Source organism: Thermoflexibacter ruber (assembly GCF_900113045.1).
Taxonomy (GTDB): domain Bacteria; phylum Bacteroidota; class Bacteroidia; order Cytophagales; family Thermoflexibacteraceae; genus Thermoflexibacter; species Thermoflexibacter ruber.
Window position 1 is genome coordinate 52,973 of record NZ_FONY01000021.1, and the last position, 13,562, is coordinate 66,534.

16 protein-coding genes are annotated in these 13,562 nt (G+C 36.6%); 6 read left to right on the plus strand and 10 right to left on the minus strand.

The features are described from left to right. Positions 1 to 52 precede the first annotated feature (52 nt). The 3 genes from porM to rfaD all read right to left on the minus strand — a co-directional run bounded on the left by porM (position 53) and on the right by rfaD (position 3,969). A complete protein-coding gene (porM, locus tag BM141_RS12495) occupies positions 53 to 1,660 on the minus strand; it encodes a type IX secretion system motor protein PorM/GldM (RefSeq protein WP_091545856.1) in 1,608 nt (535 codons plus the stop codon). A 58-nt stretch (positions 1,661 to 1,718) separates the two neighbouring features. Next, on the minus strand, positions 1,719 to 2,546 hold the full coding sequence (gene porL, locus BM141_RS12500; protein WP_091545859.1) for a type IX secretion system motor protein PorL/GldL: 828 nt from the start codon (positions 2,544 to 2,546) through the stop codon (positions 1,719 to 1,721). Between the two features lie 457 nt (positions 2,547 to 3,003). Next, positions 3,004 to 3,969, minus strand: a complete 966-nt coding sequence (gene rfaD / locus BM141_RS12505; RefSeq protein ID WP_091545862.1) for an ADP-glyceromanno-heptose 6-epimerase — start codon at positions 3,967 to 3,969, stop codon at positions 3,004 to 3,006. Between the two features lie 123 nt (positions 3,970 to 4,092). Here rfaD and BM141_RS12510 point away from each other — a divergent pair, with 123 nt between their 5' ends. Beyond that, positions 4,093 to 4,716 (plus strand): hypothetical protein, encoded by a 624-nt coding sequence (locus BM141_RS12510; RefSeq protein ID WP_091545865.1) that lies wholly within the window; start codon positions 4,093 to 4,095, stop codon positions 4,714 to 4,716. A 16-nt stretch (positions 4,717 to 4,732) separates the two neighbouring features. On the opposite strand, the gene BM141_RS12515 is transcribed toward BM141_RS12510, so the two are convergent. Then, positions 4,733 to 5,662 carry an aspartate carbamoyltransferase catalytic subunit gene (locus BM141_RS12515; RefSeq protein ID WP_091545869.1) on the minus strand — a complete coding sequence of 310 codons (930 nt, stop codon included), beginning with the start codon at positions 5,660 to 5,662 and terminating at the stop codon, positions 4,733 to 4,735. A 151-nt stretch (positions 5,663 to 5,813) separates the two neighbouring features. Between BM141_RS12515 and BM141_RS12520 the strand changes: the two genes are divergently transcribed. The 3 genes from BM141_RS12520 to cheB are packed head-to-tail and all read left to right on the plus strand — an operon-like array spanning position 5,814 to position 7,787. Continuing rightward, positions 5,814 to 6,332 carry a chemotaxis protein CheW gene (locus BM141_RS12520; protein WP_091545872.1) on the plus strand — a complete coding sequence of 173 codons (519 nt, stop codon included), beginning with the start codon at positions 5,814 to 5,816 and terminating at the stop codon, positions 6,330 to 6,332. 21 nt (positions 6,333 to 6,353) lie between these two features. Next, on the plus strand, positions 6,354 to 6,713 hold the full coding sequence (locus BM141_RS12525; protein ID WP_091545874.1) for a response regulator: 360 nt from the start codon (positions 6,354 to 6,356) through the stop codon (positions 6,711 to 6,713). 15 nt (positions 6,714 to 6,728) lie between these two features. Further along, positions 6,729 to 7,787 (plus strand): chemotaxis-specific protein-glutamate methyltransferase CheB, encoded by a 1,059-nt coding sequence (gene cheB, locus BM141_RS12530; RefSeq protein WP_091545877.1) that lies wholly within the window; start codon positions 6,729 to 6,731, stop codon positions 7,785 to 7,787. Positions 7,788 to 7,827: 40 nt separating this feature from the next. On the opposite strand, the gene BM141_RS12535 is transcribed toward cheB, so the two are convergent. Next, positions 7,828 to 8,247, minus strand: coding sequence for a MaoC family dehydratase (locus BM141_RS12535; protein WP_091545879.1), 420 nt, complete (start codon positions 8,245 to 8,247; stop codon positions 7,828 to 7,830). Between the two features lie 82 nt (positions 8,248 to 8,329). Here BM141_RS12535 and BM141_RS12540 point away from each other — a divergent pair, with 82 nt between their 5' ends. Both BM141_RS12540 and BM141_RS12545 read left to right on the plus strand, forming a co-directional pair. Further along, positions 8,330 to 8,884 carry a cob(I)yrinic acid a,c-diamide adenosyltransferase gene (locus BM141_RS12540; RefSeq protein WP_091545882.1) on the plus strand — a complete coding sequence of 185 codons (555 nt, stop codon included), beginning with the start codon at positions 8,330 to 8,332 and terminating at the stop codon, positions 8,882 to 8,884. 144 nt (positions 8,885 to 9,028) lie between these two features. Beyond that, positions 9,029 to 9,562, plus strand: a complete 534-nt coding sequence (locus tag BM141_RS12545) for a ferritin (RefSeq protein ID WP_091545885.1) — start codon at positions 9,029 to 9,031, stop codon at positions 9,560 to 9,562. Between the two features lie 83 nt (positions 9,563 to 9,645). On the opposite strand, the gene BM141_RS12550 is transcribed toward BM141_RS12545, so the two are convergent. The 5 genes from BM141_RS12550 to BM141_RS12570 all read right to left on the minus strand — a co-directional run bounded on the left by BM141_RS12550 (position 9,646) and on the right by BM141_RS12570 (position 13,345). After that, on the minus strand, positions 9,646 to 9,948 hold the full coding sequence (locus BM141_RS12550; RefSeq protein ID WP_091545886.1) for an HU family DNA-binding protein: 303 nt from the start codon (positions 9,946 to 9,948) through the stop codon (positions 9,646 to 9,648). 132 nt (positions 9,949 to 10,080) lie between these two features. Further along, positions 10,081 to 10,539, minus strand: coding sequence for a pantetheine-phosphate adenylyltransferase (coaD, locus tag BM141_RS12555; protein ID WP_091545889.1), 459 nt, complete (start codon positions 10,537 to 10,539; stop codon positions 10,081 to 10,083). A gap of 24 nt (positions 10,540 to 10,563) precedes the next feature. Then, positions 10,564 to 11,445, minus strand: coding sequence for a DUF3822 family protein (locus BM141_RS12560; protein ID WP_091545891.1), 882 nt, complete (start codon positions 11,443 to 11,445; stop codon positions 10,564 to 10,566). 100 nt (positions 11,446 to 11,545) lie between these two features. Next, positions 11,546 to 12,184, minus strand: coding sequence for a hypothetical protein (locus tag BM141_RS12565; protein WP_091545895.1), 639 nt, complete (start codon positions 12,182 to 12,184; stop codon positions 11,546 to 11,548). Positions 12,185 to 12,340: 156 nt separating this feature from the next. Further along, entirely contained in the window at positions 12,341 to 13,345 is a 1,005-nt protein-coding gene (locus BM141_RS12570; protein WP_091545896.1) for a bifunctional phosphoglucose/phosphomannose isomerase, read from the minus strand. Between the last annotated feature and the right edge of the window lie 217 nt (positions 13,346 to 13,562).

Consider the following 13,562-nt stretch of genomic DNA (forward strand, 5'->3'; position numbering starts at 1 on the left):
TAGCTACCCGATGAGAGGTAGCTATTTAAGAGTATTTACAATGAGTAAGAGATTAGTTGATAGAATATGTAAAGATTGGACTTCCAATTTTTGCATCTTCTGTTTGTCCTCTAAAATTCATACGCTTTACGTTCTTTATCTCAATAATCAAGCGGTCACCGGGCTGTGCTTGGCTGGCAAATTGAGTAATGTCAACTGTTTCGCTTGTAACTTTCATTGGCGTACCTATCGGTCTTCTACCTCTTGCCAAGGTAATTTCCCAAGCTGTTACTTTGTATCTTGCGTCTTTTGGAATCGCATCTCTAATACTTTGCTCTGCCAATGCCTTAGCTGTTAAAGACCTTGGACAAGGACCTCCTACTTTGAGGTCAAGTGCTCTTGTCCCACTAAAGATTTCTATATCTGGTTTTGGTAATAGGCGAACAGGAAAATGCTCTGTACCTATCAAAGTTCCTCCACTGCTTACCTGCAAATCAACTTTTGCTGCATTAGGAACGATGATAATATCCCCTTTCTTAGCACCCTTGATAACTTCAGCATTTACAGCTGAGAATGAAGGATCATAATTAGCACCTAAGGCTGGTACTTGTACGCTTAGTTCATTACCGCAGTTCAGATAAAGAGACTTTACTGTAGCTGACTGAATTTGGATTACAGGTTTAGCAACAATATACTCTTGTTCAACTTTGAAGGTAGTATCGTTGCCACGAGTAGTTTTGATAGTGATAGCACCCTGCCAAGTTTTCTTTTCATTGCCATCTTTATCGTAGTTATTGCCGCTTGCTTTAAACTCTATATGACCTACACCGTTTTCTACTTTGACTGCACCTACACTTGAACTCATACGAGGAGTGATTTGGGAAGAGGACGCAGCTAAGTACATAGTGGCTTTGTAAGTTGTACCTGCAGCAACTATTTTGGACTCTGCACTCACTTTAGCTTCAATTCTATCAAACTTTACTACTACCTGACCCACTTTTTGAGAAATTACCTCCAACGCTTTAGCTTCATAACGAGCAACTTGAGTTTCCATTTCACTCATAATAGCCAAAGCTGCTACCAGAGGCGTATTACCAAAGTTGATTTGAGCAAAATCTTTACCTTTATGGTCTGGATTATTCTTGTACTGTTCCATTTCAGAAGCCTCAAGCGCAATCCTTGTTTGCAGTTGTTTACCAAGAGCAGTGTCCATTTCTGCAATTTTTTTAGCAAAGTTGTTCAAATCTGCTTGAAGTTGATACGCCTTACCAGATTTGCTACCTTCAGGACCTATCATATAGTTCATTACCATATCGTAATCCTTACCGTTTTTTAATTCTCCTGTTTTAGGGTCTCTACCTCCTGTAAACTCGATTAAATCTGCACGCAGCTTTTCAATCTCCCCAATCATCTTGGAGGTTTCTTCCTTCACACTTTCTGCCTTTTTCAAATATGCTAAATCTCTTGCGTCATTGCCTTCATCAGCTACTTTCTTTTTCATAGCTTCGAGCACCTTGGAGGAAGCATCTCTGGAAACATGGACAGAGTGTTGCAAACTTTCATCAATAAAGATAAATTTTTCGAGAACGGCATTACTTACCTGTAACGCTAATAGGGCAGTAAGTACCAAGTACATCAGACCTATCATTCTCTGTCTGGGCGTTTCTTTAAGACCAGCCATGTAACTATATTATTTTGGTTTAAAAGATTAAACAATTAGTTGAATTAGTAAATATAGATTACTGACCTCTCATTGCAGTAAGCATATTGCCATATATTTTGTTCAGAGATGTCAAATTGGTTGTCAATTTAGACATTTGCTCTTTGAATATTTGAGATTCTTTACTTGCATCAGCCATGCTTTCCATAGCAAGAGTAAGATTGCTATAAAACTTATTCATTGCTTTCAAGTGACTATTCGCATCTTTCAATTCCATCTCATATACTGCGTTCAATGCACCTAAGTTCTTAGTAATTAACTGAACTTGAGAGTGATACTCTTTTGCATCTTTAGAAGCATTTGACATTTCTGTCATCGCAGTAATCGTAGTAGAGTATGCCTTATTCAAGTTTGCCATAGAAACAGCCGCTTCTCTTACGTTTTTAGTATATTCATTAGAAGCAGATGAGGCATCGGTAATATCTCTCATTTTAAGAGCTGTTTCATTTAGCGATTTGATACCTTGTCCAAAACTTTTGAATGCCTCAGTACTTAAATTGGCTTCTGCAAGCATTTGGTCAAGACCAATCAAAGCAGCTGTAGCAGACTTATTGCCACTTGTTTCAGGAAGTTTTCCCCAAGTATCCTCAGGTGCATCTGGGGCTAATTGTGGATAGACTCTTTCCCACTCGTAGTGAATTTCTGGAGGAGGAACGGGTTGCCCTGCGGTCAAAAGGAAGATGACTGCCTCAGTAAGCAGACCTACGGTTAGTAGCTCGCCTGCAAAGGACCAGTGCATGATTTTGAACAACGCTCCAACGATAACGACAGCCGCACCAATACTAATCAATTTTGGTACAATTACTCTGTAGAATTTTTCAAGGCTTGTTTCACGTACTTTACTCATTGTGTTTGGTTTTAATTAATAGTTGTTGATATAATCATTTTTTAGATTTCCAAAGAAATATGAATAAGAGGGCTTATCCATTGCTAATTGTAAAAAACATTTTCACAATCAACAAGCAAGTTTATGTAAAACTTTTCAAAGTTACAAAAATTGTTGGATTTTTTATATTTCACTTATTTAGAAATTATCTCAGGAAAATGGTAAATAGATGAACAATTATCTTTGCTATCTATTACGAATTTTCAAAGTTATGAAAAAAGAAAATACTTTTAAAAGCATTTTGAGAAATATTTTATTAAGGTTGGTATCAAAAGGATTTAAAATATTAAAGAATTTAAACTTTTGAAACAATAAAAATGAAATGTGCTACTCTCAATGTATGCTAAAAATAGTAACAAATTTTATTCCAAAAGTACATTTTTTATATTTATATGGCACAAGTTTAAGAATATTGTATTTAAAAATATTGATTGGCTGATAAATAATTTTGCACGTAATCTGAAATTCCCTCCTCCAGCGAATAGAAGGGTTTTGTATAGCCTGCTTTTTGGAGTTTACTCATATTGGCTTGAGTAAAATATTGATATTTGTCGCGAATATCCAAAGGCGTATCTACGAAATTTATATTCTCTTCTACCTTTAATGCTTTAAAGGTATTGCGAGCTAAATCCAAAAAGGTACGAGCCTTTCCTGTCCCCAAGTTATAAATTCCTGAACTCACCGCATTCTCCAAGAAAAAGAGGCATACGCTCACTACATCTTTGACGTAGATGAAATCCCGTAATTGTTCTCCGTCTTTGTAATCGGGGTGATGGGAACGGAAAAGTTTCATAGACTTAGTTTGGCTGATTTGATTGAAAGCATGAAAAATTACTGATGCCATTCGCCCTTTGTGGTACTCGTTAGGACCGTAAACGTTGAAAAACTTTAACCCGTACCAGCGTGGAGGCGTTTGTTTTTGTGCTAATACCCACTTATCAAACTCATTTTTAGACTCGCCGTAGGGATTCAAGGGTTTTAGTAAGTGAATTTTACTCTCATCGTCGTCGTAGCCCTGTTCTCCTATGCCATAAGTGGCAGCAGAAGAAGCATAGACCAAAGGAGTTTGTTTATCTGCACAAAACTGCCAAATCTGCTTAGAATAATTTATATTTAGTTGTTCAAAAATCTGATAATCAAACTCAGTAGTATCAGTACGCGCACCTATATGAAAAATAAAATCAATGTTTTTATGATTTTCTTTGAGCCAATCAAACAAAGAAAACCTCTCTACTTTTGCCATGAATTGTTTATTGGCTAAATTTTTGTTTTTTATTTCATTAGAAAAATCATCTACTATCACGATGTCTTTGCGACCAATTTTGTTCAGTTGGCTAAGCAAACAACTTCCGATAAAACCAGCTGCCCCCGTAACTACTATCATACTTTTTAATTTTATACTTGATTATAAATATTTAACTTGAAAAATAGGCTTTACCTCTTCTATGATTACTTTGTAAAATTCTATAAAATTTAGCAATACGGCAAAAAGCACTAAGGAAAAAATATGGTACGCAGTTTTTTTATGCTTTTGTGGGCAAGTTTGTATTTTCTTTTTGGGGCTTTGGCTCAGTCAGACAAACCGGGATTTAAAATTACGACATGGACAAAACCTGCTGAGTGTCAAGGCAGAGGGAGTAATTTTGAAATAGGGTATGTTTTCTCTCCCTTGGGTAAGGAGGTGGAGATAGCTTTGTATTTACAATTAGAGGACGGTAGTTGGGCGGTAAAAAAGTATTTGACTAAAAGTTTTGGTTATTTTAAGATAGATGCAAGGAGTTGTCAATATACAGGGAATCATTATGGCTTTGCTAAATATACAGATGATAAAGAGAGCAGATTCCCTACCGAAGAGGCAGTAAGGCAACAGCATGAAGCCTCTGACCAGACGCCTCAATTTAGAATTTATGAGCAGATAGAAAATCCAGACTGTAAGGGAGTAAGGCTGGAGACGGGCTATGTGTATTCGCCTAAGGGGACAAAAGTGGCTATCGTACTCTCCTTAGAAAGATTAGATGGCTCTTGGACAAAAAAGCATTATACTTTTTTTGGTACAGGAATTATGGACTTGGCTTTGCAAGACTGTAACTTTACAGGAAACTTCAAAGCAGAGGTAAAATACATAGAATAAGCAAGTATTGACTTTATTAGTCAAAAGGTTTGCTTTTTTGTGCTAAAAGATACAGTACAGCCATACGTACTGCTACTCCGTTTTCTACTTGTTGGAGAATAATAGAATGAGATGAATCCGCCACATCGCTGGTTATTTCTACTCCCCTATTAATCGGACCGGGGTGCATAATAACGATTTCTCTATCCAACTTCTCTAATAAAGTTTTATTGATGCCATAGTAAAGAGCATACTCTCTCAAAGAAGGGAAATTCTGTGCTTGCTGACGCTCTAATTGGATTCGGAGTACATTGGCTACATCGCACCACTGCAAAGCACGCAATACTTGATGCTCTACTTTAACTCCTAAATCTTTCATGTATTTGGGAATGAGTGTACTGGGTCCGCAGACCATTACCTCTGCGCCTAATTTTTGTAAAGCAAAAATATTGGAAAGAGCCACTCTTGAATGTGAAATATCACCTATAATCGCTATTTTTTTCCCTCTGATTTCTCCTAATTTTTCGCGCATAGAGAAAGCATCTAACAGGGCTTGTGTAGGGTGTTCGTGTGTGCCATCGCCTGCATTGATGATGTTAGCTTGAATGTGCTTTGCTAAGAAATGAGGGGCACCGGGGCTGGCGTGCCGCATGACTATCATATCTACTTTCATCGCCAAAATATTATTAACAGTATCCAAGAGCGTTTCCCCTTTTTTCACGGAACTACCCGAAGCAGAAAAATTAATGACATCAGCAGAAAGGCGTTTCTCTGCCAACTCAAAAGAAAGGCGAGTACGGGTGGAATTCTCAAAAAAAACATTGGCAATCGTCATATCGCGAAGTGAAGGAACTTTTTTGATAGGACGATTGATGACTTCCTTGAAGGTACTTGCCGTTTCCAAAATAAGTTCTATGTCCTTTAATGTAAGGTCTTTGATTCCAAGTAAGTGATTTACAGAAAGCATAATTGATAGCAATTTTTAAATAAATCACTTGCAAAGGTAGGATAAAAATAAAAAATTGTAAGTTATCTAATTGAAATTTAAAGACAAATCCTTATAATAGCAGGTGCAAAAGTTAAAATTTGCTCCACAGCCTTATAAAACTTAATCTCCTATGAGCAGTATCTCCAAAAAAAAAGAAATCAATCACGTAAAAAAACATCAACTTATCGTTTTTAAGTTAGAAGGTCAGGAATATGCCTTATTTATAGACCAGATTAAGGAAGTGGTCATTACCCCTGCGCTTACTCCTGTCCCTCTTACGCCTCCGTATATCAAGGGAGTAGCTAACATTCGGGGAGAGATTTTAGCAATGATAGACTTGGTAGAGCGATTTGAGTTGAAAAAACAAGGACAGGAATCTACTCCTAAAAAGTTGAACTTTACCTTAGTGATTGCAGATGAAGAAAAAAAAATGGGACTGCTCGTAGAAGAACTGCCTCAGACGCTCAATGTATTAGAAACAGATATGATACAACCTTCACTTATCTATCAAACAGAGGAAGAGAAAAACTATATCCAGTTCATCGTAAGGTTACAATCAAAGGAAAATACACAAAGACTAATCATTGTAATAGATTTGAACAAAATTATATTGAAGGAAGAAGTAAACTCAACTTTAACTAATTTTTAAAACCTAATAAAAACATTCAACATGAGTAAAAAAGTCCTGATAGTAGATGATTCATTATACATGCGCACTATTATCAAAGATGCCCTAAGCGAGGCAGGTTATGAAATCATTGGGCAAGCGGCCAATGGAGAATCCGCTATAGACATGGCTTTGGAACTCCAGCCTGACATTATTACCTTAGATAATATCTTGCCTGATATGTTGGGGTTAGACATCTTAAGAACTTTGAAAGAAGAAGGTCTGGCATCTAAGATACTGATGATTAGTGCCGTAGGTCAGCAGTCTGTTATAGAAGAAGGATTGAAACTCGGGGCGGAGAGCTATATAGTCAAGCCATTCTCCTCAGAGCAGCTTTTAGAAGCAGTCAAAAAGTTATCCTAAAATTTGATAGGAATAATGATGGTAGCTGAAAGTCCTAAGTTGATTCGGGTATTGGTAGTGGACGACTCGAGCTTTATGCGTCTGATAGTTAGTGATATTTTGCAGCAGGATAGTCAAATAATTATAGTAGATACAGCCAAAGACGGTCAGGAAGCCTATCAAAAAACTTTGATGCTCAAACCCGATGTGATAGTATTGGATATAGTCATGCAAGATTACGACGGGCTGTATGCTGTAAAAAAAATCATGCAAGAAATTCCTACCCCCATCATTATTCTGAGTTCCGAAGGCAATGTACACCCTGAGGTGGTTGTAGAAGCCTTAAATGCCGGGGCAGTAAGTTTTGTCAATAAACCCAGAGGCATACTTCAGTCAAAAATCAGAGAAATAGAGCATCTACTCATAGAAAAAGTCAAAATTGCTGCTCAAGTACCTTCTACTAAACTTATCCATTCTTTAAAAAGTACGAATAACCACCCTCATACTTTTGATAGTCGTACTGTCTATGAAATAGTTGTTGTGGGGGCATCTACGGGGGGGACAGGCGCAGTAGAGCATATCTTGCTCAACCTTCCTAACAATTTTCCTTTGCCCATACTCATTGCTCAGCATATTCCAGAAAAGTTTGTTCATTCCTTTGCCCAAAGATTAGATAAGTTAGTTTCCCTCCATGTAAAAGTAGCTAATGAAAACGAATATTTGGAAGCAGGGATAGTATATATTGCCCCGTGTCATGCTAATACAGAAATCAAAAAAAATCTCCCTACTGAAAAACTGAGTATTACTTTGACACATGAGCAATTTCCGCAACACAATTACCCCTCGATAGACTGTCTAATGCTCTCCACTGCCACAGTTTGCCAACATAAAGCGATTGGCATTTTGCTAACAGGCATGGGCAAAGACGGCGCAAAAGGTTTAGTAGCTATGCACCAAGCAGGAGCGTTTACTATTGCCCAAGATGAAAAAACAAGCATCGTTTTTGGTATGCCAAAGGCTGCCATAGAAGAAGGTGGAGTAAGCCAAGTACTACCTTTGAATGAGATAGCACAGTTCGTAGTGGGTTGCTTGTAAAAGTTTCAAAGAATTTGCACTTTTATTGGATACCCAGCTATTAAAATCTCTGTTCGTTGAGTATTTCCGCAGTTCCGTCTATGGTCATTTTGCCTGTAGTTTTGTCTACGACTTGAGTCTGCAAAATGCCTTTGTGCTTTTGAGTATCTATTTCTTTTACCGTCACTACGGCTTCATAGACTGTATCTACAAACATAGGTCTTAAAAATTTCATTTCTTGACGCAAATAAATAGAACCTGCACCGGGAAAGATTGTACCTAAGATTTTAGAAAAAATACTTCCCCCTAAAAAGCCGTGAATAATGGGTTTTTTGAACATAGTTTTAGATGCAAACTCAGTATCCCAGTGCAAAGGGTTGTCGTCCCCAGAAACTTGCATAAATAAATTGACCTGTTCTTGGGAAAAAGAAAAAGTATGCTTGAATACTTCGCCCGCCTGAATAGTTGTTGGTGTAGTCATGTTAGATGAAACCTTTTTATGAAAATTGAATTATCTTTGAACCAAAATTACCACAATTTAATAAAGAACTTTAAACAAAATCATGAAGATTTACACAAAAACAGGCGATAAAGGAGATACTTCTTTGGTATATGGGACGCGAGTCCGCAAAAATGATATGCGTATAGATAGCTATGGTACAGTAGATGAACTCAACGCCTACATAGGTTTGCTACGCGACCAAGCAGTAAATGAGCTAAGAAAAGATATTTTAAAAGAAATACAAGACCGACTTTTTACTATTGGGGCTTCTTTGGCTACCGAGCCTAATAAAGACCGCAAAAAAATTCCTGATTTATACGAAACTGATGTAGAACTCTTGGAAAAAGAAATGGATAAAATGGATGCTGCTCTTCCTGAACTGCGTCATTTTGTCCTGCCGGGTGGACATGAGTCAGTTTCTTTTTGCCACGTAGCGCGTACAGTATGTCGTAGGGCAGAGCGGATTTGCGTTGCACTCAGTCGTGAAGTAGAAGTAGATGATTTGATTATCAAATACCTCAATCGTCTTTCTGATTACTTGTTTGTCCTATCGCGCAAAATGGCGCAAGAACTCAACGTAGAAGAAGTAAAATGGATTCCAAGAGTACATAAATAGCTATTTTTATTTTGACTGATTACAAATTATCCTTTCCATGAACAATTTAAAAGTTTTCTTTGTATAGATATGAGATTGGTTAAAAGTTTAATTTTTATTTAACCAATTTTAATTTTGGCTTAGACTAAAAAATTTCAAATACACATGGAAACTATCATTACAAAAAAGACTTCACTTTTAAGTGAAACTGAAAGCAAACTCAACAAGCAAGTCCGCATGGAAGGGCTTTCTGCTTTTTACTATCTCTCTATGGCGTCTTGGTGTGAAACCAGAGGCTATCTTGGCTCTGCAAAGTTCCTCTATGACCACTTTGAGGAAGAGAAAAAACACATGATGAAGTTAATTAGGTACATCAACGAAGCGGGTGGACATGCCCTTGCTCCTGAGATTACCAATCTAAAATACGAATATAATTCTTTGAGAGAACTTTTTGAGCATGTATTGGAGCATGAAATTGCTGTAAGCAGGGCGATTAACAACCTCACTGATTACTGCTTCGGTGTGAAAGACTTTGCTACTTTTACTTTCTTGCAGTGGTATGTAAGCGAGCAGAGAGAAGAAGAAAACGTGGCTCGTAGGATTTTAGAACTTTTTGACATCATTACCGAGCAGGGACAGGGCATGTGGGAAATAGATAAGCAAATAGGGAAACTGGCAGAGCAAATTGCCAAAGATTAATCTAATTTAATCGCAAAAAACATTATAAGGTGATGCGATATTCCCTTATAATGTTTTGCTAAATATGCAAGTACAACCTACTACTATTTGTTAGCAAGTTTTACTCTGTCGCTTTTCTTTACTTCTTCTACAAAAGATTTAGAAGGTTTGAAAGCAGGAATAAAGTGTTCAGCTATCTCAATTCGCTGATTTTTAGATATATTTCTACCTACTTTCTTTGCGCGTTTCTTATTGATGAAGCTACCAAAGCCCCTAACATAGATGTTTTCACCTTCTACCATGTTGCTTTTCACTACCTTGAAGAACGCTTCAACTGTTGTTGAAACATCTTCTTTGCTGATGCCTGTTTTTTCAGCTATCTGAGCGATAATATCTGCCTTTGTCACGTTCTTAGTAATTTAAGTTAAAAAAAATGGTTAATACACTATAAATCAATCCATTTGATATTGCAAAGTTAAAACTGTATTTTTTATATGCAAAAGTTTTGACAGATATTTTTTTTTATAAATTTCAGAAAATCACGTAGGTAGCTTATAAGGTAGGTATTTCTCCACATTTTGACCGTATCGGTGAATATCTCTGACTATGGTAGAACTAATATAAGCAAGTTCAGGTGAGGTAATAAGTAAAATAGTTTCTAATTCTGGGTATATGTTTTTGTTGATTTGGGCAATGCTATTTTCATACTCAAAGTCAGTAGTATTGCGAAGTCCACGCAGCAAGTACTTTGCTCCCAACTTCTTTGCAAAACCTGCCGTCAGCCCTACAAAGCTTTCTACTCGCACATTGTCATACTCTTTGAAAGCCTCTTTGATGCAGTGAATCATCGTTTCTATAGGAAAATATCTTTGCTTTTGGCTGTTATGCCCTATGCCTATCACAACTTCATCAACTATCTGCCTTCCTCTTAGTACAATGTCTTCATGTCCTTTAGTAAAAGGGTCAAACGAGCCGGGGAATAATGCAATTTTTTTCATCTTGTTCTTAATATTTACTATGTGTTAGCTCAGCCAAGTACCTACACTAAGTAAGTCAAAAATAGAATGTAGAGGTACTTCATCAAATTTGAATCCTATCTGTATAAACTTAGGTTTTTTCCCAAAATCTACCTGTTTGACATACTTGCGAATTTCTTGGGGAATCGCATCTTTTTCGGATACATCACCATACAATACAACAGAAATATCAGAAGGAAGTAGGTCTAACTTTTCAATAACAAGCAAGGAATAATAGACAAAATCTTTGGTAGAAAACACGGGAAAAGTATTTAAAAAGTGTAAGTTGCCCTGCTTAAATGAAAGTAAAGTCAGTTTTTTCTCACTTATTAATGCGTGCAGGTTTCTTGCTTCTAACTCGTTAGGCTCTGAGAGTACACCCTGCAAGAAAGCACTGTTTTCATGTATGCAACTTACCTCTTGATAGGGGTATTTTCCCTTTACCCACCTCCATAGCTTTTGCTCAATAGCAAAAATACCAACTACTCTTTGTTGTGTGTGCAAGAAATGATATACCTCTGAGGTATTCACAGAGAAATTTACATTGAGGCGTAGGAAATCTATTGCATTTTCTTTACTAAAAAATTCTTCAGGAACATAGCAAAAAGCAGGTAGCGTACTAATGAGGATTAGTTTTTTCCAATATCCTGCGGAAATAAAAGCATGGTCTTTGTATATCTGTTCTAAAGCCTGTATCAGTTCTACGTTCTCGCTTATTTCATATTTCTCATAGGCTAAACAGCGACGGGTAGAAGTATCAAAAACAGCAATGATAAACTGCTTAGCTGAAACTTTGAAACAAATGGCATACTTGTAAATTTCATCTATGCTGAATTTATCATCTTTGATGTGCTTGACGAGGTGATAATGTGTGCTTGTTATTTCCAATCAATCAATTTGTGGTTTATCAGTTTATGCTTGGTAGCTTGTGGTTTACAGTTCTAATAAACAATAAACCACAAACTGTTAATTACAAAATTAAAAAAGATTAATCTTCCCAATTACCCGTAGTGGTAACTTCCTCTCTGCTTCCAAAGCGTAAGAACTTTCGCTTTCTGTTAGCATTGCTTTCTTTTCTTGCAATATCTACCGGGCAAGGGTCTATGACTTCCAATACATCAACTAATACATTTCCTTTCTTCAGTTTACCTGCATACAAAAGAAACTGACAGTCCTTGCAAGAAGCGGGCTTCTCAAAATCTTCTATATCGCAGGTAGGTACTCTGGAAATATTATCAGGGTTGAAACTTGGGTATTTATCAGCGGGGAAGAGATATTTTTGCACATTTTCTCTGCCAAGCGTATCGTAGGTTACTCTTACGCTATCCCCCAAGTGCGACTGATTGGCTGGTCTTTGAATAATCGTTTCCTTTTTCTCTACTATATAGATAGTCCCATTTTTGATGAAGTTAGTAAGACTATCCCAACTGCCGCAATAGCGGCCATTGCTCAAAAGAAACCATTTTTGAACTTCTCTAATTTCTTTTAGGCGTTCTATTACCTTTGCCTCTGTCTTTTTAATATTTTCTGCTGTGTCTATATTTTTTTTGATACCTGCGTAAAGCAAATATCCTAAAATAACGATGACAGGAACTAACGCCCATGTAATTATTGTAGTCTTTCTCATATTTTAACTTTTTTAAAGGTGCAATTATAAAAAATTTTAGTCCAATTTAAAGTCAATGATTTAGTTTTTCTCGCCAATATTACAGTAGAAATATTGTTTTTGCAAACATAATGTAAAAACGATAAGAAAAGATACAAATTGACACTTTTCCTTTAATTAAATTTTTGCTAATTCTGCTTTTAAAAAGTCTATGACATCTATTTGGTACGGGTCGACATCATTTTTGAGTGCCATATAATAGGAAACCCAGTCCGTAAGATGTATAAAGTAAAAGGTTTGCTCTACCAAAGAGTTACCCTCCAAATCTATTTCCAGAATGGTATCAGTTAGTTTGGCAAAAATTTCTTTACAGATTTTCATGCGTAAGTTCACACGAGGGTTGTTAAAGGTAGAATTGACCAAAACAACAGATGAGTTTTGTAAAATTTTTTGAGGGTGTACCCAGCCTACCAACTCGTTGTGATTCATCTCAGGGAATAGATTGACATGACAAAACTGTTTGGCATTCTCGTTGATTTGCTGTTGAAAACGAATCGCAAGCGGAGTCAAGTTATTGTCAGTATAAATAATTGGGAGTCGGTCATGCAACTGTTCTGCAATATCCTCTGCCATTTGTTTGATACTTTCCTTTTGCTGATTGATGAGGGTATAGGCTGCTTTGAGTTGATGCCTATAATTATTGCTAATGAGTTGATAATGAATAAGTAGATAAAGTTGCTGTATGAGTGAGTAGCCTAAATAAGCTCTTGGGCAGGGTTCTTCTTGGGGCATTTTGGCAATATCATATCCTTTAGAAAGAGCAATGCTGTACAGTTTGCCTCCCGTAGTTACACAAGCAATTTTAGCCCCCCTTACTCCTGCCAGAGCTACTGCCGCCAAAGTTTCCTCTGTATTTCCTGAGTAGGAAGAGGCTATAAGCAAGGTATGTTTATCTACGTATTTAGGAATTTCATAACTTTTTACTACCTCAATGGGAATCTCTAAATCATTGAAAACAAGAGACTTGGTAATACTCCCCCCAATACCTGAACCTCCCAGACCAGAAATGACGATATTCCTAATCTCGTCCGCAGGGCGAGAAACTTTGATATTTTCGCCAATTTGAATCGCATTATGTAGTTGTTGGTCAAACTCAGTGATAAGTTTCTCAATAAGGTTCATAATTAAGGCAGCAAAAGATTTAAAAGTTTTCTTAATTCATGCTTTGACCTCAAATTTAATTTAAAAAATTATTTAAAAGCAAATCGTAAAGGCAATTTTCTTTTAATAGAGAGTTAAGGATAATATAAAATGTAATAAATTTTATTGGTTTACATTTTTATCATATAACTTTGATGCCAATAATCAGTAAACAACAATACCATCATTATACAATAAT